Source organism: Bacillus cereus group sp. MYBKT14-1, assembly GCF_051915185.1.
Taxonomy (GTDB): domain Bacteria; phylum Bacillota; class Bacilli; order Bacillales; family Bacillaceae_G; genus Bacillus_A; species Bacillus_A cereus.
Map to the genome: position 1 here is coordinate 75,926 of NZ_JBQAEF010000014.1, position 23,660 is coordinate 99,585.

A 23,660-nucleotide genomic window follows, 5' to 3' on the forward strand; every position below is an offset into this window, starting at 1 on the left:
TTGATGTTTTTCCGTATTATGGAATGTATTCCGTGATGTGAAATATTGTTTTAATTTTCAGATAATTAAAAAGAAAAGTCAATATTTTTTTGTTTGCGTTTTCAATTCGTTGTTAGTGATATGTTTTTATTGTTAGAAAATTAAATAAATAGATTGATTTTATTTCGAATGTTTGCTAAATTGATAGTTAATTAAGCGTACTAACATATTACGAGTAAAGTTGAGGCGAGTTATGGTACAGTCCATTGATCGAGCGATAAGTATTATTAAATTATTGAATTCTACAAATGAAAAAGAGTATTGGGCTATTTCTGATATAGCTGATGGAACACATCTCCCGGTTAGTACAGTACATAGATTACTTAACTCTCTAATGGAGCATGGGTTAGTTACACAAATTACAGAGACAAAACAGTACAAAATTGGACCAATGTGGATGGAAATAGGGTTGCGTCAATTGGAGAAGGTAGACTATAGATCTGTTGCAAGAGAAGTGATGAAACGTTTGGCTTCTGAAGTGGAAGAAAGTGTCTATTTGAATATTCCAAACGGAACACATTCTATTATCATTGAAAGAATTGATAGTCCTTTAAAAATTCGAGTTATTGATAACTTAGGGGAACAAATTCCACTTTCAATTGGTGCTGCAAATAAAACGATGCTTGCCAATATGAAAACGAATGAAATGGAACATATTGTAGAGTGTTTACTTCCTTCATTACCAGAACAAAAGCAAATTCTTCTTAATCAAATAAAGCAAATAAAAAATGAAGGATATGCGGTCAGTTATGGTGAAAAAACAGAAGGGACAGCTTCAGTAGCTGCACCTATTATTGGATTTAATCATAAAGTAGTAGGAGCATTAAGTGTTGGGTTAATTAGTCATCGTATTAATGATGATCGACTATCTTTTCTTATTAGCAAGGTAAAACAAGCGGCTCATGAAATATCAATAAAAATCGGCAGTACATCAGAACTATAATTTTGATAGCTGTCGTCATTTTTTATTCATATACTGGAATTAGTTTTCATAATGCGGAAAATAGGGGGATTTATATGTCAAAGTGGCAATCAAAAGAACAATTGATTCAATTATTAAGCAGTCTTGTTGAAATTCCTAGTATTACCGGTTCAGAAGCTGAAGTAATATTGCCAGACTTTGTTGTGGAACAATTATCTGACTTACAGTATTTCAAACAAAACCCGCACCATTTGCAAAAAAATCCGACAGGGGACGGACGATATTTTGTTACAGCACTAGTAAAGAAAAGCGATAGTACAAAAAATACTGTAATTCTAGTAAGTCACTTTGATGTTGTAGATGTACAAGATTACGGAATGTGGAAAGAAGATGCATTTAATCCTAAAAAGTTAACATCTATGTTTTATTCTCATAAAGATGAACTTCCAGACCATGTACGTGAAGATATAGAACATGGAGAATGGCTGTTTGGTAGAGGAACAATGGATATGAAATGCGGCCTCGCATTACAAATGGCAATGATCGAGCAAGCTTGCGAAGAAAGATTTGATGGGAATGTTCTTTTATTGGCTGTACCAGATGAAGAAGTAAATTCTGTAGGGATGAGGGCCGCTGTTCCGAGACTGTTAGATTTAGCAAGAGAGCATAACTTAGATTATAAAACGGTCTTAAACTCAGAGCCTATGTTTTCAAGACATCCTGGTGACCAAAATAAGTATATTTACACTGGCTCTATTGGTAAAGTGTTACCTGGTTTTCTTTGCTACGGAAAAGAGACACATGTAGGTGAACCTTTTGCAGGGTTAAATGGGAGTTATATGGCTTCATTAATAACAGCAGAATTAGAGTTAAACACAGACCTTTGTGATATTGTAGAAGGGGAAGCGAGTCCTCCGCCAACTAACTTACTTCAAAGGGACTTAAAAGAGGATTATTCTGTACAAATTCCGCATCGTGCAGTTACATTATTTAATTTGTTTTTATTAGAAAAATCAATGACAGATGTAGTTTCATTGTTACGTCAAAAAGTAACGAAAGTAGCAGAGAAAATAGAAGAGTCGTATGAAAAACATGCATATCGTTTTTCTAAATATAATCCATTTATACCACCTAATCTCAAAGTAAATGTATTAACTTATGAAGAGCTTATCACATATGCAATTGAGCAACATGGACGAGAAAAAATAAATCATATTCAATCTAATATTATAAAAAATAGAGGAGATAAAGATGATCGTGCGGTAACGATTGATTTAGTAGATAAATTAGCGATTTTATGTAAAGAAAAGGCACCGATGATTGTACTTTTCTTCGCTCCGCCGTACTATCCAGCTGTGAGTTCACGTAACAATCCTTTAATAAAAGAGGTAGTTGTAGAAATGGAAAAGTATGCACACTACAATCATAAAATTACATTTGAAAACCAAAATTATTTTGGGGGGATTTCAGATTTAAGTTATGTAGGCTTGCAGTATCCACTGGATTCAATGAGTTCGCTTGTAGACAATATGCCATTATGGGATAAAGGTTATTCAATTCCGCTTCAGGAATTAGAAGAGTTTGATGTTCCAGTATTAAATATGGGGCCGGTAGGAAAAGATGCACATCAATGGACAGAACGTCTAGATGTAAACTATGCATTTGAAACGCTATTAGATATGTTACCGAAATGCATTGAAAAATTATTAGTTTCTAATAAAATTACACAATCATAGTAGGGAATAGGTAAGGGATAAAACAGAATCTGTAAAGAAGATTTGAATGAAATTATTTTAATATAATTAAAACTGAAACGGCCAAACTCAAGTATATATGAGTTTGGCCGTTTATCATGTAGTGAATTTCTAATTAAATTCATATGAATTCATAGCTAACGCGATCTCTTTTACAGTTTTACTTTTTAGTTTGACCAGATAGTTCAACAGATTTTTGCGTACAACGCTGCATAGCTGAAATAATCGCTGTTCTCAGTCCTTTTTCCTCTAATGTTGCTACAGCTTCTATTGTCGTTCCGCCAGGAGAACAAACCATATCTTTCAATTCACCTGGATGTATTCCTGTTTCTAGTACCATTTTTGCAGAGCCTAACACAGCTTGAGCAGCGAATTTATATGCTTGATTTCTTGGCATACCATCTAGTACAGCAGCATCTGCCATCGCTTCTATAATCATATATACATAAGCTGGTGAAGAACCACTTACAGATGTTACAACATCCATTAATTTTTCACTTACGATCTCTGTTTGACCAAAACTATTGAAAATGTTTAGTACATCTTCTAAATCTTTTTCTGTCACCATTTCATTAGGGCATAATGCAGACATTCCCTCTCCAACAAGAGCAGGAGTATTAGGCATTACTCTTACAACCTTTACTTTTTTATTAAAGGCATTTTCAGTACTTTCAATACTTTTCCCAGCAGCGATCGTTACGATGATAGCATCGTTTTTGATTACTTCTTTTATTTCATTAATTATTGACGCGTATAGGTCTGGTTTGATTGATAAAATTAAAATATCAGCATTTTTCGCTACTTCATTGTTGTCGGTAGTTGTAGTTAGTCCATATTTTTCACTAGCATTTTTTAAATTAGCAGTGTTTAAATCTGAACAAATAATTTGATTTGAAGACACTATATTTTTGTTTATCATTCCGCCAATCATAGCCATTCCCATATTTCCGCAACCGATGAATCCAATTTGTTTATCCATAATAACTCAATCTTGCTCCTTTTATAATCAATTATATCGGTTTGATATTATTTTCTTAGAATAAGAATAACATCCCTGTGCAATATAAAGAAACATTCTAAGAGAATATATTCCTTTTTGCAACACTAAAAGATAAAAATTAATTATATTCGACATTATGTAAATATATACACTATAATGAAAGGTTTTATGTTTATGAATATGAGTTAAACTTATATCATTTTGTATTTTCATTCAGTAGGGCGATAATTTCATACAAATAACTTGCGGCTCTATTTATTTTTAAAAATATCTCTTGACACCGAATCGAACTATATCGCATAATATAAAAAAATTAGATTGAAAATCGTTGAAGGGAATTAGTACATATGTCTTCTTGCGAAAGAGAGTGGAATTCACCGGCTGAAAGATTCCTCGTATAGAATATATCGAACCTATCCCTGAGTCTTAAATGAAAGTTTAGGCGTTCGCCTGCGTTATAGGCACCAAGTGGATATCTATGTATATCAATTAAGGTGGTACCGCGGAACAATGACCGTTTCGTCCTTTTTATTTTATTAAGGGCGAAGCGGTCATTTTTATTTTGCTCTTAAATACCTCATTGCAGCATTGATGAGAATAGATATAGTTACAAAGTGAATGAAGTGTAATTTATAAAAAACTTTGATTTTAGACTTGGGGGATAAAAAAGTGAAAAAACAACGAGTTGTTGTAAAGATTGGGAGTAGTTCCTTGGCAGATAGTCACGGAGGCATCTCTACAGAACAGCTTTCAGATCACGTTGCCGCATTGGCTCGGTTGAAAGAAGATGGGCACGAGGTTGTGTTAATTACATCTGGAGCCGTCGCTGCAGGTTTTTCAGCGCTAGGATATCCTAGCAGACCTGTAACGATTAAAGGGAAACAGGCTGCAGCAGCTGTCGGACAAAGTTTGTTAATGCAGGCGTACACGGAGGAATTCCGTAAATATGGCATCGTTACTGCGCAACTTTTGCTGACGAGAAGTGATTTTTCTAGAAAAGAACAATATAGTAATGCTTACGCTACGTTAGGAGAATTATTAAACCGCTCCGCTCTTCCAATTATTAATGAAAATGATTCCATCTCTTTAGAGGAGCTGACGTTCGGTGATAATGATATGCTGTCAGCTTTAGTAAGCGGGCTTGTTTCGGCGGATATGCTTATGATCTTTACGGATGTGAACGGGTTATATGACAAAAATCCTCAGAAAAATGCGGATGCAAAAAAATATTATTTTCTTCCTGAAGTTACGGAAGAAATTTCTTCTCTTGCAGGAGATGCTGGCTCAAAACTTGGGACTGGCGGTATGAAATCAAAAATCGACGCTGCAAAGACAGCGCTCTCTCTTGGTGTGAGTGTATTTATCGGAACAGGACGTGGACAGGAAAAGTTTGTAGATGTTTTGAAGGGTAAGGGTGATGGAACGTATGTTGGTAATGCTCCTCAAAAAGAAATGAAGATGAACAAGCAATGGATTGCCTTACATTCGCTTGTTAGCGGACAAATTGAAGTAGATGCTGGGGCAGCTACTGCCATCATTCAGCATGGTAAGAGTTTACTTCCAGCTGGTGTTACGAATGTATCAGGATTTTTCCAAGTGGGTGAAGTTGTAGAGGTTGTAACGCAACAAGGGCGCGTAATAGGAAAAGGACAATGCACATATAGTGCAGAGGAACTAATAGATGTAAAAGGTATGCAAAGCCAAGATATTCAAGTAAGAGGCGAGAGACATAGTTATGAAGTCATCCATAGGGATCATTGGGTTTCACTTTAAAAAGGAGGAAATAAAAATGAATGAAGTGTTGGCAAAGGGGATAAAAGCAAAAGAGGTTGCTAGAGAGCTTGTGCTTAAATCTACAGAGCAAAAAAACGAAGCACTTTCCGCAATAGCTGATCAGTTAATATTAGAAACAGCTTATATTTTAGAAGAAAACAAGAGGGATATTGAAGAAGGTAAGGCAAAAGGATTTTCTGATTCACTCCTTGATCGTCTTCTGCTAACTGAAAATCGTATTATTGATATGACAGAGGGGATTAAGCAGCTAATTGAATTACGTGATCCTGTAGGAGAATGTGTAAGTGCATGGGAAAGGCCAAATGGACTATCTATTCAGGAGATGCGCGTACCACTTGGTGTTGTCGGGATGATTTATGAGGCAAGACCGAATGTAACTGTTGATGCTGCTACAATTTGTTTAAAAACAGGAAACGCAGTAATACTACGTGGTAGTTCTTCTGCTATCCATTCTAACAAAGCCATCGTTAGCGTTATTCACCGGGCGCTTAAGCAAACTAGCTTGCCTTCAGAAAGTGTACAGCTCATAGAAGATACAACGAGAGATAGTGCAAAACAGTTGTTTACATTGAACGAGTACTTGGATGTTCTTATACCAAGAGGCGGTAAACAATTAATTGATACAGTAGTGAGAGAAGCGTCTGTTCCAGTACTTGAAACAGGTGCGGGAAATTGTCATATATTCATTGATGAAACAGCAGAAAAACAAATGGCGTTTAATATTATTATAAATGCAAAAACACAGCGTCCATCTGTATGTAATGCAATTGAGACGATTGTACTTCATGAGAATTGGGCAGAGCAATATGGTAGCGAGTTGTTTTCTTCCTTGAATGAAAGAGGAGTGGAGCTACGTGGTGATAATAAAGCAGTGGCGATTGATTCTTCTATCTTACTTGCGACAGAAGAAGACTGGGAAACTGAGTTTTTATCTCTCACACTAGCAGTGAAAGTGGTTTCCACTGTTGAAGAAGCGATTCATCATATAAATACGTATGGATCTATGCATTCTGAAGCAATTATTACTGAAAACGAGGAAAACGTCAGCAAGTTTTTTACTTCTGTAGATGCCGCGGCACTTTATCATAATGCATCGACTCGTTTTACAGATGGATCCGAATTTGGATTCGGAGCGGAAATTGGTATCAGTACACAAAAGTTACACGTAAGAGGACCAATGGGGCTTCCAGCATTAACTTCTACAAAATATGTGATTCGTGGAAATGGACAAATTCGAAAATAATAATAAAAGACACTCAATTGGCTTGGGTGTCTTTTATTATAAAAATTAATTACCATACAAATAGCCCAACGAGCATAGCACTTAATAAAGAAACAGCCATCCCGCTAACAAGAAGCTTCCAAACATTTTTACCGATGACTGATGATTTTTCTCCGCCAAATAATGAATTGTAAGTTCCGTAAATCATACCTACTGTACTAAAGTTAGCAAAAGAAGCTAGAAATGTCGTTGCAACCGCAACCGTATGCGGTTGTAGCGACTTTAAGTTTGATTTTAAATCCATCATTGCAACAAATTCATTCGTCGTTATTTTGATCCCCATTAATTCAGCTACATACATAGCATCACTGCCTGATAAACCGAGTAAAAATGCAAAAGGACTAAAGATAATGGAGAAGATTTTTTGAATTGTTAACCCCGTTACAAAAAATCCTAAAATCCCATTTAAACATGCTGTTAAAGCTACATAACCAATTACCATAGCTAAAATAACGATAACCATATTCATCCCAACTAACATACTGTTTGAAATAGTAGAAAAGAAATCCTTTTTTTCATGTTTTGAAGGTGTGTAAACAACGTCTTCTTCTTTCGAAACTTCCACAGGATTTAATACATTGGCTAAAATTAATGCGTTAATACAGTTTAATGGGATTGCGCTAAAAATATATGTTGCTGGAACCATTGATAAATAAGCACCAAGAATGGATCCGCTAACGCTACTCATACTCATAATTCCAAAAGTTAATAATCGATTTTCTTTTAAAACAGATAATTGATCACGAACAACCGCAAGTGCTTCGGTGTTTCCTAAAAACATCATTTGAATCGAAAAGAAACTTTCTAACTTTGGTAAACGAGAAATCTTTGAAATAACTGCACCTACTTTATCAATAATCCAAGTTAAGATTCCGAAATAAGAAAGAATATCGAAAAAAGTAATAACAAAAATGATAGGAAGTAACGCACTAAAGAAGAAATCAATGTGCTGACTTTCCATAGCTGAAGGAAATGCAAATCGAATACCTTCATTCGCACATGCTAGTAGCCAACTGAAAAATGACGCAATTTTATTAATGATAATACTGCCGAGCTTTGTGCCTAACATAAACCACGTAATAAAAAGCTCCAATAGGATGAGAATTACAATTGGTCTCCATTTTATATGTTTTTTATTAGGCGAACATAAGAAAATGATTAATATGACAACGAAAATCCCTAACATATTCAATATGAAATACATGTCAACAACTCCTTGAGAGTTATTATTTGTATATAAAAAAGCATCTATTCTTCCAAATTTGGATTATGATTAGAAGTTATGAAGCATGTAAGTTATGTTAGGAATCAATGTATTTTAATTTGCTTTATTTTGAGAAATCGCAGTAATTATCGAACAATTAGCTGTTTTCAATTGTTTTGTTGGATATTAAACGTATGCGATTTTAAACATCGTTTATCCCGGATTAACGGGCAGTAAGATTTTTACCTCAAAATTCAAGGAAAGCAAAGAAGTGAGGTGGGGATGGGCTGCCCGCAAAATCCCGATTGGTAAGAGCTGATTAAAATTTCACTTTATAAATAAGAACGGTGAGTTGGCCATGAACCTTGAAGTTTCCGAAGCTGTATAATTTGTCCTGTATGATAAGCATCATGCAAAAGGATATTCATATATTGTTGCCAAACTGGTAGAGAAGGACTTAGTTGATCTAGTTCTGCTTCTTGAAGGGCGGTTAATGAAGATTGTAAGGCATCATGTACTTGAAGCGTTCGCTTTACGGTTTGCTGCCAAGCGGCATCATCATTAGGTCCACCTTGGATAAACGTCTCATCATTATTTTGTGGAGCAACAAATGTGTCGTCTTCATGTAAGCGGGAAAGTAGGCGTTCTTTAAAGATTAATAAATGGTTCACATTTTCCCAAATCGTATTACTGGCAGCACCTTCTGGTTGCCAACATGCTTGTTCAGCCGTAAGATTCTTTAACGCTTCTGATATTGGTGGGTACCATTCTTCTTCGTAAAAAACTTGTTGGACTCCATTTTGCAACATTTCTTTTCTTCCCATTCGTATAGCCTCCTGTTCATTTTTCTTAATAAAACCAATTCTCTTTTCTCTTCAATAAACCTTTTCTATAGTTGCACAAGAGGGTGAAAGACAACTTATAACAAGAGCCATTAAAAAACTTCTTTTTAATATGATACTTAATAATCAAGGCTTTAATTGAGTCAGAATGAAAAAGAGTATAAACCTTTCTCTATTTGCTCATTGATTAGAGTTTTTTTGAAGTCGCAAAATAATTCTAAAAATATAGAAGGTTAAATTCGATAAAAATAGAATTTGATATATAGCAAACAAGGAGGGGATAAAAATGGAGGTCTATCACATAACGAGTAGAAAGAGGGAAACTTATAATGTTCAAGTGAAATATTCGATACTTTTCGAATGTGCGCTTGGCATTGCAGCAATTACTCATAAGAGGTTAATTGATACACTTGAAAAGAGTCAAAATGAATGGGAAGAAATTAAGAAATCATTAACAGAAGAAATGAGAGAGCACTTACAATTTGTCGAAGAAAATAATACGTGGAAAGCATTGCTTCAGTTGTTGTATGAAGAAGACATACAGGATGTATCACAGTTTCATGTTAAAATCGATTCACTTTCAGAAGAAGATTTGAAGTATATATGTTTACCGTTTTTAGGGGAGAAATATGAGAAAAAAAGACGTTTAGCCGCAAGTAGAGATGGAACTGCAATACATGAACTAAAGGAATTAACACATGATCATCAGTTTTTCTCTACGTACATTCGCTTTATATGTGATGTAGATGTACAAGTGCTGAAATCTCATTTAATCGCTGTAATGACAGGTTGGTATGAGAGTGTAATTAAGAGTGAGGAAGAAGAAATACTTTCTATATTAAAACGAGATTATGAAGCAAAAAATGAAATGAATAAAAAGATGAAGCCGGAAGAGTTTGTCGAGTGGGCGACTGGTGGCGTGAACTATATGCCAGAGCCAAGTGTTCATCACGTACTTCTTATTCCGCAAATGACGTACAGACCGTGGAATATTGAAGCAGATATTGATGATACGAAAGTATTTCATTATCCAGTTGCGAATGAAAGCATTCATCCTGAAGATCCGTATGAACCGAATTATTTTTTAGTTCAAAAACATAAGGCTCTTGGGGATGAGGCGAGATTGCGAATTGTAAAAATGTTGTTTAAAAAAGAACGTACATTACAGGAAATAACGGAAAGATTGCAGCTTGGTAAATCGACAGTACACCATCATTTGAAATTGTTACGTGCAGCGAAGTTAGTTGATATACATGATGGAAAGTATGTATTAAGGAAGAAAGCAGTGCAGTCGTTAGCGAAAGAATTAGAAGCATTTTTGAATAGATAATATGCAACAAGAATGTACATAAAGGGAGGAATTTAAGAGAAAAGTTGGTGAGCTATAATGAAGAGTATATTGAAAAATCGTTCGTTCTTTTTTATGTGGATTGGTAGTGCAATCTCTGAATTAGGAGGGGCTTTCGGAACGTTATGTAATTCAATTCTAGTATATGAGTTAACAGGATCAGAAATGGCTTTAAGTAGTATGTGGTTATTATATTTCATCCCATCACTCATATTGCAATTAATAAGTGGCCCATTTATTGATAAATGGAGCCGGAAGTGGATTATGATATTTTCACAATGGATACGAGCGTCCGTATTTTTATTACCTTTGGTGATGCTAGTTTCGGGTAGTATAGAAGTTTGGCACATTTATGTTGTTCAAATTGTAGTGGGACTTATTACACCACTTTATACACCTGCAAGTCAAGCAATTACACCGAGCATTGTAGGGAAAGAACAACTTCAAGATGCAAATGCGTACATTGATGGAATGACTCGCCTTATGATGTTTCTTGCGCCAGTATTAGGCGGAGTAGTCATTCATTTGATTGGAACAGAACTTACATTATCTTTCGTATGCATATGTTTATTTGTTAGTGGCACTTTCTTATTTTATATAAAAGAAAATAGAACGTCGCAACCTATTCGGAAAACGTGGCTAGAACAGTTTTTTCACGGTTTTACATATTTTTTCACAAAACCAATCATCGTTTGGCTCGGTATATTTCTTACTTTCGTGCAGTTTGGAGTAGGGGTAACGATGGTCACAAATCTTCCTTATATAAAAGACGAGCTGTCAGCGGGATATGCAGAGTACGGTTATTTCATGGCAGGTTTTCCACTTGGCTACGTAATTGGCTCAGTATTAGTCGGAAAAGTAACATATAAAAGCCGGCGTATACTTATGCTTGGAGGATTGTTTATAGGGGGACTCACATACATTTCATTAGGATTCAATCATAGTATTATCATTGCAATAATAATTGAAGTAATAGCAGGGATTTGTATTGCATTTTTCAATGTTCATAACACAACGATATGTCAACAATCAGTTCCGAACAATATGATAGGGCAAGTATTTTCAGTGCGATTATTTTTCATACGATCCACTATGCCGCTAGGTGTGTTAGTAGGGGGAATATTGAGTGAAATGTGGGGAGTAAGAGCGTTATATTTAATCATCGGTGCAATTATATGTGTCACCTCTTTAATAGGAATGTTACTTCCATATTTCAAATTTTTAGATGAGGCGATAGAAAAGAAATCAGCATAATTCAAAAAATTAAAACTTTACAATTGAAAATAATTATCATAATCAATTATAATGGAAGAATAGTAGTATTCGTATTACAAAGAAGGAGTGGGATATATGTTTATCGAAACGAAAACATTTACAGTAAAAGAAGGTACATCAAATATAGTTGTAGAACGTTTTACTGGAGAAGGTATAATTGAAAAATTTGAAGGCTTTATCGACTTGAGTGTTCTTGTGAAAAAAGTAAGACGAGGAGACGAAGAAGTGGTCGTAATGATTCGCTGGGAATCTGAAGAAGCATGGAAAAACTGGGAAACAAGTGAAGAACACTTAGCTGGACATAGAGCGGGCCGCGGTAAACCAAAACCAGATCATATTATTAATGTGGATCATGCGGTTTATTATGTGAAATCATCGAAATCGGCTTATCAACAGTCGTAATATATAAGTAGAGGATACATGTTGTAGAAGTAATCATGTATCCTCTTTTTTATTACTGGGGGGATGGGAATGATAGAAAAACTTTCATTCATTTAAAAAACGTTCTAGGATATAGAAAAAATATTAGACTTATTAAGCATAGTCTTAGACGGAACGCTTAAATATCTTGCCTTACATATTTAAGTGTTATGAAAATGAATCCAGTGTCTTATCTTGATTATAGAGAAGATAAGAAAGTTTCAAAGCTTAATAGTAATCATCAAGAGTAATCATTTGAAGGTGTATAGAATTTAAGTATGTATCATATTAGAAGCCGGATTAAGAAAGTTTCACTGTAAAGTAAAAAAGACAGACTAATAAATAGTCTGTCTTTTCACATTAATTCTTCACATCATCATAAAGTTCAAGCGCCTCTTTCACATTCAATCCATTTTTCACAATACCATGTATCGCTTGAATCATCGCAGCTGGATGTTCGGATTGCCATATGTTGCGGCCCATATCTACGCCGATTGCACCTTCTTGCAGTGCGTTGTACGTAATGTTTAATGCGTCTTCAATTGAATCTAGTTTTGGGCCGCCCGCGATGACGACTGGGGCAGGGCATGTGCTCGTTATTTTTTCGAATCCTTCGCAGTAATACGTTTTAATAATATCAGCACCCATTTCAACACATACGCGGGAAGCAAGTGCTAGAAAGCGAGCTTCACGTTTTTGTAATTCCTTTGCGACTGCGGTAATGCCGAGTACTGGTAGGCCGTAATCATGAGCTTCAGAAACTACATTTGCGAGATTTGTAACAGTTTGTGTTTCATAGTCTGATCCGACAAAAACAGAAACGCCAACGCCAATTGCGTTTTGCTTCACTGCTTCTTTTACAGGTGTAACAATTGTTTCATTCGCTAAATCTTTACCGACGACAGTAGCGCCACCAGATACACGCATAACCATCGGTGTGCTGCAGTTTTCAGGAATACAGGAACTAAGTACACCGCGTGTTAAAAAGAGGGAGTCTGTATACGGAAGTAAGTTTTTAACTGTTTCAAGTGGTTGTTCTAGCCCGTGAATTGGCCCTAAAAAGTAGCCGTGATCTATTGCTAACATAACCGCTCTACCGTCAGGTAAAATTGTATTTAATCGATTTTTAAATCCCCAAGTCATTCAAAATCACTCCTTCGTTAATGTTGGATTTTCCGTTTGTACCGTATCTTTATTTGGTAAATGTGGTGACTTTATAAAAACAGCTTTAAAAGGTTTGTCAGAATGGTTAATCAGATAGTGAGATTCATGAGGGCGAACTTGCAGGACATCACCTTGTTTAATCGGAACTCTTTCGTTATTTACATAGAAGTCTATTTCACCTTCTAATGCATAAAAGACCTCTTCGCACGTCGTATGATAATGGTTTTGAAACTCCTGGCCCGGTTGAATGACAACAAGGCCAAGATCAATATTTGGCCCTTGTATTAAATATTTCGGCCCGTTATCACCGAAGCGATAGGAGAAGTCATTTTCATTCGCTTTTAACATACAGTTCACTCCTTTATGTAATGTGTTACAGTGCACCAGGCGCAATCCACATATGTGAGGTGAGCCCTTTATCAGCTAAAGCGAGCTGACTGTCATATACAGTTTTCCATGTTTCATAGAACTCTTTATATAGTTCGTGATTTTCAGTAACTGGTTCGAATGTTTGCTCCCACTGTACAAACTCTTCGGCAGTTTCTTCCATAGATGAATATATGCCAGCACCAACTCCAGCAGCAATCGCAGTTCCTAAAGCAGCTGCTTCTTTCACAACAGGTACTTTTACAGGAATACCGAGTACGTCTGATAGAATTTGTGGCCATAGTTTTCCTTTAGCGGCACCGCCAGCAAAAATAACTTCAGAAGGGAATGTGCCAGTTAGATTTTTTATTAATTTTAAGTTTCCAAGTGTAATGAAGGCTGCATTTTCTTCAATAGCACGAAACAGTTCTTTTTTTCCGCATTTGTCAGCGTCTAAACTTAAATTTAAGAATGAAGGTGCGGCATGACGCCAAGAAATGTAGTTCATAACGTTTGAAAAAGTAGGGATAATGCCATGTGAACCGACAGGTACGTCTTTCGCTTGTTCTTCTAGTAATTCATAAGCATCTACACCAAGTTTATCAGCAAGTTTCTTTTCTTCTTGGCAAAAAGCGTCTCGAAACCAGCGCATAACGAGACCTGGGAAAAAGGCGATTGTTTCATATTGCCATAGGTTCGGAACGACGTGACAATTTACTCGAATCGCAGCATGTGGATCTGTTATTGGCTCAGTAACATTCACTTCTTGTTGCCAAAAGCTACCCCCGCATATTAACGTTTGATTTGGTTTCACGATTCCTGTTCCGAGCGATGCCATTTGAGCATCTCCACCCCCGGCGACGACAGGAATCCCTTCACGTAATCCAGTTAATGCTGCACACTCTTTTGTAACGTTGCCAATTACTGTACCAGCTTCATTTACTGTTGGTGAAAATGGCAAAGATAGACCGCACTCCTTAGCGACATCGTTATCCCACACTCTATTTTGTAAGTCAAAAATACCTGACGTGCATCCGTTTGAGGGATCAATTTGTAGTACGCCGCTTAGTTTATATAAAATCCAATCGTTTAACATTGTAAAAGAGTAAATATTATTATAGACGTCGGGTTCATGTTTTTTTATCCAGAGTAGGCGTGGTAAAGCACCTAATGAAAAAGTTTGACCAGACTTTGTATATAAATCTTTTTCAAGATGTGACCGAATTTCTTTTAATTCACTAACTTCGACGGATGCGCGCCCATCAACATTTGCACACGCCCATATTTCTTGCCCATCTTGATCATATAAAACAAATCCTTCTCGCATACTTGTAGCGCTAATAGCAAGAATAGAAGAGGCAGGAGTGTTGCTTTTTTGAAGCACCTCTTTCGTACATTCTTGTACTAGCTTCCAATTTTCTACTACATCAAAGTTCATAGAGCCTGGATAACGAAGGTCAGATTTGTGAATCCATTCTTTTTGACTTACTGCAATTTGATTACCATGTAAATCAAAAAGAACTGCTCGAATGCTCCCTGTACCAGCATCGAAAGCTAATAAATGGGACATTAACAATCACCATCCTTTCGTAATAAGGAGAGGGCAGTTTCCTCATCGGTAATTAATGAATGAATAAACTTTCCTTTTAAGGCACCATAAATTGCATCTATCTTTTCAGTACCTCCAGCAACACCGACGACATGCTTCATATTGCGCAAAATAGAGAGGGGCGTGCCAATTAGACGATTGTGATGCGAGAGTTCTAATAAATCGCCATTTGTATTATAAAACTGTCCTAAAATATCGCCAGCACCGTTTTGACTACGAATATATGTCATCTCACGTAGTGTTAATTTTTCTTCTTTTACAATCGTAGCGTCTTGAGATAATCCCCCAATACCGACAACAGCCGTATGAGCAAGTGAAGCGACTTGAAGCATATCTTTTACACTCGGTTCTGATAGAATACTTTGTGCCATTTCGGTTGTAGACGCTAGAAACGGCGTAGGGATAATGTGAAGTTCGCCTTGCATGTAGTGTAAATAGTTTTGTTTTCTCGGGAGATAGTGATTTACCCCGCCTGTGAGCGTTACGATTGAAAGGTTGATAGAACTTTCAAAATGAATGTTTTCTAGCATTTTGCTAATTGTTTCTCCCCAGCCAATACCGAGTAAATCGCCTTGCTGGAGATGAGTTTCTAAATATTGTGCAGCAGCTTTTCCGAGAGAAGCGTGATAATTGTTTACTGGGGTAGGGATAATAAAAGCATCTTTTAAGTGAAATTTTTTCATTAGGTCACGCTCAATACTTAAACAGTGCAAACCAGTCCCTTTTACGTGAAATGTAACGATACCTTCACTCCGCGCTTTATCTAATAACCGGACGACTTTATTTCTTGAAATATGAAGAAGTGACGCGATCTCCTGTTGTGTTAATTGGTCTTTATAATAGTACCAAGCTACTTTAGTTAATAAATTTTCTTCAAAGTTCAGCTGAGTCATACTCTTCATCCCTTTCAACAATTGACCACAGCTTAAACATATGTACCATATATTTTGTTTATTCCAGTTGAAACGATTAATAGTACGTAGAAAAAAGTGTTCTAGATATAAAAAAAGGAATATACAATGCTACAAAACAAGTAGAACAAATAATCATTTTCTCAAAAAATGTTCTGGATAAAGGCAGGTGACATCATGTGGAGAACGTACCTTTATTACAAGTAAAGAAAATGAGTAAGGCGTTTTTAAATCAACTTGTATTAAAAGAAGTGAACTTACAAGTAGAGCGCGGAGATATATACGCTTTAGTGGGGGGAAATGGCGCCGGGAAATCAACATTAATGAAAATATTAACGGGGTTATATTCGTATGATGATGGAGAGATGTATGTAAAAGGAAGGAAGCAACAGTTTTCAAATCCATCAGAAGCACACGGAAAAGGTATTTATTTAATACCGCAAGAACCACTCATTTTTCCGCATATGACTATTGAAGAAAATATATGTATCGGGTTAAAAGAAAAGAAAAAGAAACTAAAAGTACAGATTCAGCAATTGATTAGCAGCTTAGGATGGGATATTGACCTTAATAAACTAGGAGGAACATTATCGATTGCGCAACAACAGTTAGTAGAAATCGTTAGAGGATTAATAAGAGAAGCTGAGATTCTTATTCTAGATGAGCCAACATCGACATTAACAACACACGAAATTAAGAGTCTTTTTGTGTTGATGAAAAGTTTACAAGAAAAAGGAATTGGGATGATTTATATTACGCATCGTTTTCCAGAAATCTTTGAAATTGCCAACAAAGTAGCAATACTACGTGATGGAATGGTTGTAAGCCAAGGTGATGTATGTGACTATACATATGACATGCTGATGGAGGGACTATTGCCAAAAGGATATAAGCAGAAAGAGAAAATAGAAGTAGTTCAAGAGACAGTAAAGACGAAAAAAATATTAGAAGTGGTTGATATAAATGGTCACGCATTCGAAAATATATCATTCACTGTACATGCGGGTGAGGTTGTAGGTGTTGCTGGCATTATAGGATCTGGCAGAACGGAATTAGCAGAAGCGATATTTGGATTGAAAACTATAAAATCAGGGTCTATCTTATTGGGTGGAAAATCAATTGATACGTGTTCTTTGCATAAAAGGCTAGACGAAGGACTAGTTTATGTGCCAGAGGATAGGGCGAGGAATGGAATTTTCTCAATTGCTTCTGTTAAAGAAAATATTGCAGCAGCAAGTTTATATCAAAATAATCGCTTTTTTATAAATCAAGAAAAAGAAAGCGCTTTAGTTAATTCGTTTATAGAACAGTTCCGAATTGTTGTACAGAATATGAATAAAGAACTGGCATCTTTATCAGGAGGTAATCAGCAGAAGGTCGTGCTTGCGAAGTATCTTGCATGTAATCCTAAAATTATTATTCTTGATGAGCCGACTCGCGGAATTGATGCGAAAGCAAGGCTTGAAGTGTATGAGACGATAAAAAAAATGAAAAGGGAAGGACTCGCAATTTTATTAATCTCTTCAGATGTTGAAGAAATTGTCCAATTAGTAAACCGTGTATATGTAATGAGAAATGGGCGATTTGTTTCTCATATGGAAAAAGAACAACTGAGTGTGAATGAAGTTACGCGCCTTGCATACGGAGGTGTAGCGGAATGAAACATATATTAAAAATGCATGAAACGTCTATCATACTGTTACTACTAATTTATATAGCTATTGTAGGAATGATAAACCCTAGTTTTATTCAATTTAACTCGTTATCTTTACTGATGAAATCAAGCGTTATTTTAGTCGTGCTAGCAATTGGCCAATCGTTCGTTTTATTTACGAAAAATATAGACGTATCAGTTGGCTCAATTATGGGATTAAGCGCGGCAATTTGCGGGATGTTGTTAACGAACGGGTATAATGCATTCTTGTCAATTTTTGCTGCTATAATGCTCGGTGCTATTATTGGTTTCATAAACGGGATTGGTGTTGCAAAGTTTCGGGTACCAGCCATTATTATGACATTAGGCATGTTAGGAATTATTAGAGGTACAATGTTAATTTTCACAGGAGGGAAGTGGATTGAAGATATTCCAAACGATTTTAAGCAGCTGTCATCTATCATCATTCTTGGTTTACCTATAACTGTATGGTTCGTTCTTATTATTTTACTACTACTATACTTCTTTTTAAGAAAAGTGCCATTGGGAAGATACTTTTATGCGGTAGGTGATAATGAAGATGGCGCGAGGCTTATTGGTATACCTGTAAATAAAGTGAAGATATATGCGTTTATGATTTCAGGCATAAGCGCTGCGCTCGCTGGTTGCATATTTGTTATGAATATCGGTTTCGTGCCAAATCAAACAGGTACAGGATTAGAATTACAAGTAATCGCAGCCGCTGTACTAGGAGGAATTCATTTAAAAGGAGGAACAGGATCTTTATTTGGAGCTGCATTAGGAGCGTTATTTTTAGAAACAATAAGTAGCTCACTCGTCTTTTTAAAAATACCAGCATTTTGGAATAATGCTATTTCAGGTTTTTTATTATTACTTATCATCATATTAGATAGTGTTATGAAAAAGTGGAAGGCAGAAAGGAGGATGAATCTATGAAGTATGTATATAGATGGGAAGGGGTTCTAATTGTATTACTTCTTGTAGAATTCATCCTTTTTAGTTTAATAAATAGTGATTTCTTAAATATTAGTAATCTCCTTTTTAGTACAAATGATTTCCTATTTATCGCAATTGCGGCGATACCAATGACTTTTGTTATAGTAACAGGAGGAATTGATGTATCGATCGGCTCAATAATGGGGCTCACTTCAATCTTAATCGGTGTACTTTGGATGAACGGAATACCTATTTTGTTTGCTGTTATAATCGCCCTAATAATTAGTTGTTTAGCAGGCGCTTTAAACGGACTCATTATAAAAATGACGGATGTAGAACCACTCGTCGTTACACTCGGAACGATGTTTTTATACGGGGGAATTGCCCTCGTCATTTCAGGAGGGGCAGGTGCTTCTGGGTACGAAGGAATAAGCGGTTTACCTGACACATTTGTACAACTGGCAAACGGTAGTTTTATAGGAATACCGAATTTATTATGGCTACTGATCGTATTAACAGTTTTATGTACTGTATTATTTCACCGAACTATATACGGGCGCCATGTAAAATTAACAGGTGCGAACGAAAATACAGCAAAATACACCGGGATTAAAACGAAAAAAGTAGTCATTATTGCTTACATACTTTCAGGGTTAGGAGGTGGATTAGGAGGCGCTTTCTTAACTGCCTACTTCGGTTCCGCACGTGCTGATATGGGAAGTGAAACAATTTTACCAATCATTACAGCAGTCGTCTTAGGCGGTACACTTATTACAGGCGGAAAAGGAAGCATTATTGGTACTGTACTGGCGAGTATTTTCATTGGGCTCATGCAGTATGGCTTGCAAATGACGGGTTTAACAAATGAACAATCCAATGTAGTAATAGGTATTATCCTTATTCTTTCAGTTATTATGAGACATTTCAAATTACATCAATTCTTAGCGGAGAAAAGAAAGAATTTGCATAAGGGGGAAATGTCATGAAGAGCAAACTGGGGATTGTATTGATTGTATGTATTTGTTTAATCGGTTTAATTGCGTGTTCTAGCCAAACAGCAGATAAGAAAAAGGTTGATGATGTGAAATTTGCATTTATTCCGAAATTAACAGGAGTTGGTTTCTTCACATCGGGTGGTGAAGGGGCAAAAGAGATGGGAGATAAGTTAGGCGTGCAAGTGAAGTATGATGGACCGTCTGAAGCGAGTGTTTCAGGGCAAGTTAAATATATAAACAATTTCATTAATCAAAACTATGATGCGATTATGGTTTCATCTACGTCAGTGGATGGGTTATCGCAATCACTGCAACGTGCTAAGAAAAAAGGGATGACGGTGTTAACATGGGATTCTGATGTGAATCCGAAAGATCGTTCTTTTTATATCAGCCAAGGAACACCAGACCAACTTGCTAATTTATTAATAGAAATGACTTCAAAGCAAATTGGAGATAAAGGAAAAGTAGCCTTCTTTTATTCTAGCCCGACAGTAACGGATCAAAACCAATGGGTAACGAAAGCGAGAGAAATTATTAAAAAGAAATATCCGAACTGGGAAATTGTAACGACGCAGTACGGTGAAAATAATGCGCAAAAGTCTTTGTCAGTAGGAGAGAATATTTTAAAAACGTATCCTGATATTAATGCGGTCATTTGTCCAGATGCAACGGCACTTCCGGCAATGGCACAAGCAGCTGAAAATTTAAAAATGGATAAAAAGGTTGTCGTAACTGGCTTCTCTACACCAAACGTTATGCGTGATTACGTAAAACGAGGAACAGTAGCACAATTTGGTTTATGGGATGTAAAACAACAAGGTGCTCTCGCAACGTATGTAGCAAATGAAATTGTTGTAAAAGGGAAGAAGTTAAAAGTAGGGGATAGCTTCGAAGTAAAAGGAATTGGAAAAGTGAAGGTAGAGCCAAACTCCATTCAAGGATATGATTATGAGGCAGAAGGGAATGGAATTATCGTATTACCAGAACGAGTTGTATTTACGAAAGATAATATTGATAAGTATAATTTTTAGTAGACAAAAAAACGTCCGAATATATCGGACGTTTTTTTATTTCTTCATTAATTATGAACAGTTTCTTTTTCGTTTAATCCAAGTGTACGACCAGTAGAAGTGTGAAGATCTTGGAACAATCTTGGATTTTCAGTTAGTGAAATGCCATATGAAGGAATCATTTCTTTTATTTTTTCTTCCCATTCTATCATGCGGCTTGGGAAACATTTTTCTAATACTTCAAGCATGACGTGAACAGCAGTAGAAGCACCTGGTGATGCGCCTAGTAATGCGGCGATTGAGCCGTCAGCTGCACTTACTACTTCTGTACCAAATTGAAGTGTCCCTTTACCACCAGCATCAGTATCTTTAATTACTTGTACACGTTGCCCAGCAACTACAATATCCCAATCTTCACTTTTCGCGTTCGGAATGAATTCGCGTAATTCTTCCATACGTTTTTCATGTGATAACATAACTTGCTGAATTAAGTATTTTGTAAGTCCCATTTCTTTTACACCAGCGGCTAACATCGTTAAGACGTTATTCGGTTTTACAGAACCGATTAAGTCAAGATTTGAACCTGTTTTTAAGAATTTAGGTGAGAAGCCTGCGAATGGTCCAAACAGTAAAGCTTTTTTATTGTCTATATATCTCGTATCTAGATGAGGTACAGACATTGGCGGAGCACCAACTTTAGCTTTACCGTACACTTTCGCATGATGTTGCTCTACAACTTTTTGGTTTTTACATACCATAAATAGTCCACTTACCGGGAATCCACCGATATGTTTTGATTCAGGGATACCAGTCTTTTGAAGTAGAGGTAGGCTACCGCCACCGCCGCCAATAAAGACGAATTTAGCAGTATGATGCTCAATTTTACCACTATTCATATCGTGTACTTTTACTTCCCACAAACCATTTTTCGTGCGCTTAATATTTTCGACACTATGCTTGTAGTTTAACTCGACATTTTTTGTTTTTAAGTAATCAAACAACATACGTGTTAATGCACCGAAGTTAACATCTGTTCCAGAGTCAATCTTCGTTGCCGCCATCGGTTCATTAGATGTGCGGCCTTCCATAATGAGTGGAAGCCATTTTTTTAATGTTTCAGGAGCATCAGAAAATTCCATTCCTTGAAACAGTGGATTTTTTGAAAGCGCTTCAAAACGGTTTTTTAGAAACTCAACATTTTTTTCCCCTTGTACTAAACTCATATGAGGTAGTGGCATAATAAAATCTTGTGGATTACGAATTAATTTGCTCTTTACAAGATATGCCCAAAATTGTCTTGAAAGCTGGAATTGCTCATTCACTTTTACAGCCTTACTAATATCTATAGATCCGTCAGCTTTTTCGGAAGTATAGTTCAGTTCGCATAGCGCAGAATGCCCTGTACCTGCATTATTCCATTCGTTAGAGCTTTCTTCCCCGGCACTTGCGAGTTTTTCAAAAACTTTAATTTCCCATTCTGGTGCTAATTCTTTTAGTAATGAGCCTAACGTTGCACTCATAATTCCTGCACCAATTAAGATAACGTCTGTTTTTTGCTGCATGTTGCTCATGATAATCTCTCCATCCCCTATATTGGCAAAAAAGTGTAGGTGTTTTCTATGTCTAAGCCGTAAAAGAGAAACACCGCCTAGGCCCCACCTAGGTGTATACCTTTTTTGTCTCAATTATATAACCATCTCATACTCTATTATAATAATTAATAGACTAAAATATCTAGTGTTATCTGATAATTTTAAACTATTTAACGTTTTATTCGCTAAAAATCTTATTTAACAAGCTCTTTTAAGGTGATAAATAGAAAAAAATTACAGTTTGAAATTATCTCGAAAAAGCTTACGTATCCTTAAGTGACTAAATCGAGTACCTTTTTATAGGATTATTCTTTCTGTAATGGTAAGATTATTCTGAAAAATAAAAAGGAGGGACTCTAATGTGTACAAAAGAACAAATTTCAAACTTATTTCGAAACTTTTCAATAAAGGAATGTAAAGGGTCAAGTGATTTATATGAATATTTATCAATGAAAATTGCTGAAGATGAGGAAGTACTTACACTATCGTCCTATGCTCAGGTAGGTCAACCAGTCCCAAACTTACTATTAGGTGCAGTACATTATTTATTGCTAGCAGGGAAAGAACATCATTTAAAAACGTATTATAGTAGTTTAGTTGAAAATGCTGATACAAATTTAGATAAAGCTTTTAATCATTTTAAAGATTTCTGTAAAGAGTACCGAGAAGAAATCATTACTTTGTTACAAACGAAACTCGTTCAAACAAATGAAGTAAGACGGTGCGCATACTTATACCCAAGTTTCTGCTACATATTTAACAAAGTGAAGAAGCCGTTAGCGTTAATTGAAATTGGGACAAGTTCTGGGTTGCAACTGTTCTGGGACCAATATAGTTATTCGTACGGGACGGATGAAATGTACGGAAATATAAATTCAAATGTGCATGTAACTTCTGAAATAAGAGGGGAAAATGTGCCGCATTTTCTAAAAGAAAGCCCATCTGTCGTAGAAAGAATTGGACTGGACTTACATGTGAATGATTTACATAATGAGGAAGATTATTTATGGTTACGTGCTTTAATTTGGCCAGAACATAAAGAAAGGCTTGAGATGTTTGATCAAGCTGCATCTTTAGTGAAAAATGAATCTGTCCAATTAATAGAAGGAGACGGTGTAGAGCTATTATCATCTATTATTGAACAAATAAGTGAAGAAGCTGTTATTTGTATTTTCCATACACATGTTGCAAATCAAATACCAGAACAAGTAAAACATAAGTTAGAAAAACAAATACAAGAAATTGGCGCAAAACGTGATGTATTCCACCTGTATAACAACATGTGGGATCGTGACCTTCATATTGATTATTATATTAACGGAAACGAATATCGTGAAACGGTTGGAGAAACAGAAGGACACGGGAGATGGTTTAGCTGGAAGATTGGAAATGAGACGCTTATTTAGATTAATAGGGGCGCCCTCACTTGTAAAAGATGGGGCCATAGGCTCAAGAATTGACTAAATGGTTAAGGAATAAATGTATTAGTAACATACAAAAAATGCTTCGGAGAAATCCTAAG

At 36.0% G+C, this 23,660-nt stretch carries 20 protein-coding genes and 1 other annotated feature; of the genes, 12 read left to right on the plus strand and 8 right to left on the minus strand.

The annotated features are described in order from the left end of the window. Window positions 1-232: 232 nt before the first annotated feature. Together ACTFO4_RS24680 and ACTFO4_RS24685 are read left to right on the plus strand one after the other, a co-directional pair. Entirely contained in the window at window positions 233-982 is a 750-nt protein-coding gene (locus ACTFO4_RS24680; RefSeq protein ID WP_440014267.1) for an IclR family transcriptional regulator, read from the plus strand. 74 nt (window positions 983-1,056) lie between these two features. Further along, complete coding sequence (locus ACTFO4_RS24685; protein ID WP_135277782.1) at window positions 1,057-2,697, plus strand: M20/M25/M40 family metallo-hydrolase; 1,641 nt, start codon at window positions 1,057-1,059, stop codon at window positions 2,695-2,697. A gap of 178 nt (window positions 2,698-2,875) precedes the next feature. Here the strand turns inward: ACTFO4_RS24685 and proC are convergent, their stop codons facing one another. After that, window positions 2,876-3,694, minus strand: coding sequence for a pyrroline-5-carboxylate reductase (proC, locus tag ACTFO4_RS24690; RefSeq protein ID WP_000360725.1), 819 nt, complete (start codon window positions 3,692-3,694; stop codon window positions 2,876-2,878). 340 nt (window positions 3,695-4,034) lie between these two features. Next, window positions 4,035-4,245 (plus strand) — a binding site (T-box leader). Window positions 4,246-4,384: 139 nt separating this feature from the next. On the opposite strand from proC, the gene proB reads away from it, so the two are divergent. Further along, window positions 4,385-5,488 (plus strand): glutamate 5-kinase, encoded by a 1,104-nt coding sequence (proB, locus tag ACTFO4_RS24695; RefSeq protein WP_000744803.1) that lies wholly within the window; start codon window positions 4,385-4,387, stop codon window positions 5,486-5,488. A 16-nt stretch (window positions 5,489-5,504) separates the two neighbouring features. Next, window positions 5,505-6,752, plus strand: a complete 1,248-nt coding sequence (locus ACTFO4_RS24700; protein WP_078421372.1) for a glutamate-5-semialdehyde dehydrogenase — start codon at window positions 5,505-5,507, stop codon at window positions 6,750-6,752. Window positions 6,753-6,801: 49 nt separating this feature from the next. Here the strand turns inward: ACTFO4_RS24700 and ACTFO4_RS24705 are convergent, their stop codons facing one another. Both ACTFO4_RS24705 and ACTFO4_RS24710 read right to left on the minus strand, forming a co-directional pair. Continuing rightward, entirely contained in the window at window positions 6,802-7,995 is a 1,194-nt protein-coding gene (locus ACTFO4_RS24705) for a NupC/NupG family nucleoside CNT transporter (RefSeq protein WP_000273596.1), read from the minus strand. A 332-nt stretch (window positions 7,996-8,327) separates the two neighbouring features. Further along, entirely contained in the window at window positions 8,328-8,819 is a 492-nt protein-coding gene (locus ACTFO4_RS24710; RefSeq protein ID WP_000532727.1) for a DinB family protein, read from the minus strand. Window positions 8,820-9,123: 304 nt separating this feature from the next. On the opposite strand from ACTFO4_RS24710, the gene ACTFO4_RS24715 reads away from it, so the two are divergent. The 3 genes from ACTFO4_RS24715 (at window position 9,124) to hmoA (ending at window position 11,862) form a co-directional block, all read left to right on the plus strand. Beyond that, entirely contained in the window at window positions 9,124-10,167 is a 1,044-nt protein-coding gene (locus ACTFO4_RS24715; RefSeq protein ID WP_000454563.1) for an ArsR/SmtB family transcription factor, read from the plus strand. 57 nt (window positions 10,168-10,224) lie between these two features. Continuing rightward, window positions 10,225-11,439 carry an MFS transporter gene (locus ACTFO4_RS24720; RefSeq protein WP_000836098.1) on the plus strand — a complete coding sequence of 405 codons (1,215 nt, stop codon included), beginning with the start codon at window positions 10,225-10,227 and terminating at the stop codon, window positions 11,437-11,439. Window positions 11,440-11,535: 96 nt separating this feature from the next. Further along, window positions 11,536-11,862, plus strand: a complete 327-nt coding sequence (hmoA, locus tag ACTFO4_RS24725; protein WP_000469498.1) for a heme-degrading monooxygenase HmoA — start codon at window positions 11,536-11,538, stop codon at window positions 11,860-11,862. A gap of 378 nt (window positions 11,863-12,240) precedes the next feature. On the opposite strand, the gene lsrF is transcribed toward hmoA, so the two are convergent. The 4 genes from lsrF to ACTFO4_RS24745 are packed head-to-tail and all read right to left on the minus strand — an operon-like array spanning window position 12,241 to window position 15,912. Further along, a complete protein-coding gene (lsrF, locus tag ACTFO4_RS24730) occupies window positions 12,241-13,023 on the minus strand; it encodes a 3-hydroxy-5-phosphonooxypentane-2,4-dione thiolase (protein WP_000219782.1) in 783 nt (260 codons plus the stop codon). Between the two features lie 6 nt (window positions 13,024-13,029). Next, entirely contained in the window at window positions 13,030-13,392 is a 363-nt protein-coding gene (locus ACTFO4_RS24735; RefSeq protein WP_000909986.1) for a cupin domain-containing protein, read from the minus strand. Window positions 13,393-13,417: 25 nt separating this feature from the next. Further along, on the minus strand, window positions 13,418-14,980 hold the full coding sequence (gene lsrK / locus ACTFO4_RS24740) for an autoinducer-2 kinase (RefSeq protein WP_000018815.1): 1,563 nt from the start codon (window positions 14,978-14,980) through the stop codon (window positions 13,418-13,420). Beyond that, a complete protein-coding gene (locus tag ACTFO4_RS24745) occupies window positions 14,980-15,912 on the minus strand; it encodes a sugar-binding transcriptional regulator (RefSeq protein ID WP_000192709.1) in 933 nt (310 codons plus the stop codon). The genes lsrK and ACTFO4_RS24745 overlap by 1 nt, the downstream gene beginning before the upstream one ends. A 197-nt stretch (window positions 15,913-16,109) precedes the next feature. Between ACTFO4_RS24745 and ACTFO4_RS24750 the strand changes: the two genes are divergently transcribed. From ACTFO4_RS24750 to lsrB, 4 genes are read left to right on the plus strand one after another with little or no spacing between them, the layout of a single operon-like run. After that, window positions 16,110-17,591: a sugar ABC transporter ATP-binding protein gene (locus tag ACTFO4_RS24750; protein WP_431139814.1), complete on the plus strand. Its 1,482-nt coding sequence runs from the start codon at window positions 16,110-16,112 to the stop codon at window positions 17,589-17,591. Then, on the plus strand, window positions 17,588-18,541 hold the full coding sequence (locus tag ACTFO4_RS24755) for an ABC transporter permease subunit (protein ID WP_440014271.1): 954 nt from the start codon (window positions 17,588-17,590) through the stop codon (window positions 18,539-18,541). Before ACTFO4_RS24750 ends, ACTFO4_RS24755 begins: the two co-directional genes overlap by 4 nt. Then, window positions 18,538-19,527: an ABC transporter permease gene (locus ACTFO4_RS24760; RefSeq protein WP_000878521.1), complete on the plus strand. Its 990-nt coding sequence runs from the start codon at window positions 18,538-18,540 to the stop codon at window positions 19,525-19,527. Before ACTFO4_RS24755 ends, ACTFO4_RS24760 begins: the two co-directional genes overlap by 4 nt. After that, on the plus strand, window positions 19,524-20,567 hold the full coding sequence (gene lsrB, locus ACTFO4_RS24765) for an autoinducer 2 ABC transporter substrate-binding protein LsrB (RefSeq protein WP_440014273.1): 1,044 nt from the start codon (window positions 19,524-19,526) through the stop codon (window positions 20,565-20,567). Before ACTFO4_RS24760 ends, lsrB begins: the two co-directional genes overlap by 4 nt. A gap of 47 nt (window positions 20,568-20,614) precedes the next feature. Here lsrB and ACTFO4_RS24770 read toward each other — a convergent pair whose 3' ends face one another. Beyond that, window positions 20,615-22,117: a malate:quinone oxidoreductase gene (locus ACTFO4_RS24770; RefSeq protein WP_000069137.1), complete on the minus strand. Its 1,503-nt coding sequence runs from the start codon at window positions 22,115-22,117 to the stop codon at window positions 20,615-20,617. 380 nt (window positions 22,118-22,497) lie between these two features. On the opposite strand from ACTFO4_RS24770, the gene ACTFO4_RS24775 reads away from it, so the two are divergent. Next, on the plus strand, window positions 22,498-23,544 hold the full coding sequence (locus tag ACTFO4_RS24775; protein WP_063220891.1) for a DUF2332 domain-containing protein: 1,047 nt from the start codon (window positions 22,498-22,500) through the stop codon (window positions 23,542-23,544). The last annotated feature ends 116 nt before the right edge of the window (window positions 23,545-23,660 follow it).

Excerpts from the sequence above, each read along its gene's own strand:
- ACTFO4_RS24680 (WP_440014267.1), top strand. The coding sequence starts at position 233 with ATGGTACAGTCCATTGATCGAGCGATAAGTATTATTAAATTATTGAAT.
- ACTFO4_RS24685 (WP_135277782.1), top strand. The coding sequence starts at position 1,057 with ATGTCAAAGTGGCAATCAAAAGAACAATTGATTCAATTATTAAGCAGT.
- proC (WP_000360725.1), bottom strand. The coding sequence starts at position 3,694 with ATGGATAAACAAATTGGATTCATCGGTTGCGGAAATATGGGAATGGCT.
- ACTFO4_RS24700 (WP_078421372.1), top strand. The coding sequence starts at position 5,505 with ATGAATGAAGTGTTGGCAAAGGGGATAAAAGCAAAAGAGGTTGCTAGA.
- ACTFO4_RS24705 (WP_000273596.1), bottom strand. The coding sequence starts at position 7,995 with ATGTATTTCATATTGAATATGTTAGGGATTTTCGTTGTCATATTAATC.
- ACTFO4_RS24710 (WP_000532727.1), bottom strand. The coding sequence starts at position 8,819 with ATGGGAAGAAAAGAAATGTTGCAAAATGGAGTCCAACAAGTTTTTTAC.
- ACTFO4_RS24715 (WP_000454563.1), top strand. The coding sequence starts at position 9,124 with ATGGAGGTCTATCACATAACGAGTAGAAAGAGGGAAACTTATAATGTT.
- ACTFO4_RS24720 (WP_000836098.1), top strand. The coding sequence starts at position 10,225 with ATGAAGAGTATATTGAAAAATCGTTCGTTCTTTTTTATGTGGATTGGT.
- hmoA (WP_000469498.1), top strand. The coding sequence starts at position 11,536 with ATGTTTATCGAAACGAAAACATTTACAGTAAAAGAAGGTACATCAAAT.
- lsrF (WP_000219782.1), bottom strand. The coding sequence starts at position 13,023 with ATGACTTGGGGATTTAAAAATCGATTAAATACAATTTTACCTGACGGT.
- ACTFO4_RS24735 (WP_000909986.1), bottom strand. The coding sequence starts at position 13,392 with ATGTTAAAAGCGAATGAAAATGACTTCTCCTATCGCTTCGGTGATAAC.
- lsrK (WP_000018815.1), bottom strand. The coding sequence starts at position 14,980 with ATGTCCCATTTATTAGCTTTCGATGCTGGTACAGGGAGCATTCGAGCA.
- ACTFO4_RS24745 (WP_000192709.1), bottom strand. The coding sequence starts at position 15,912 with ATGACTCAGCTGAACTTTGAAGAAAATTTATTAACTAAAGTAGCTTGG.
- ACTFO4_RS24755 (WP_440014271.1), top strand. The coding sequence starts at position 17,588 with ATGAAACATATATTAAAAATGCATGAAACGTCTATCATACTGTTACTA.
- ACTFO4_RS24760 (WP_000878521.1), top strand. The coding sequence starts at position 18,538 with ATGAAGTATGTATATAGATGGGAAGGGGTTCTAATTGTATTACTTCTT.
- lsrB (WP_440014273.1), top strand. The coding sequence starts at position 19,524 with ATGAAGAGCAAACTGGGGATTGTATTGATTGTATGTATTTGTTTAATC.
- ACTFO4_RS24770 (WP_000069137.1), bottom strand. The coding sequence starts at position 22,117 with ATGAGCAACATGCAGCAAAAAACAGACGTTATCTTAATTGGTGCAGGA.
- ACTFO4_RS24775 (WP_063220891.1), top strand. The coding sequence starts at position 22,498 with ATGTGTACAAAAGAACAAATTTCAAACTTATTTCGAAACTTTTCAATA.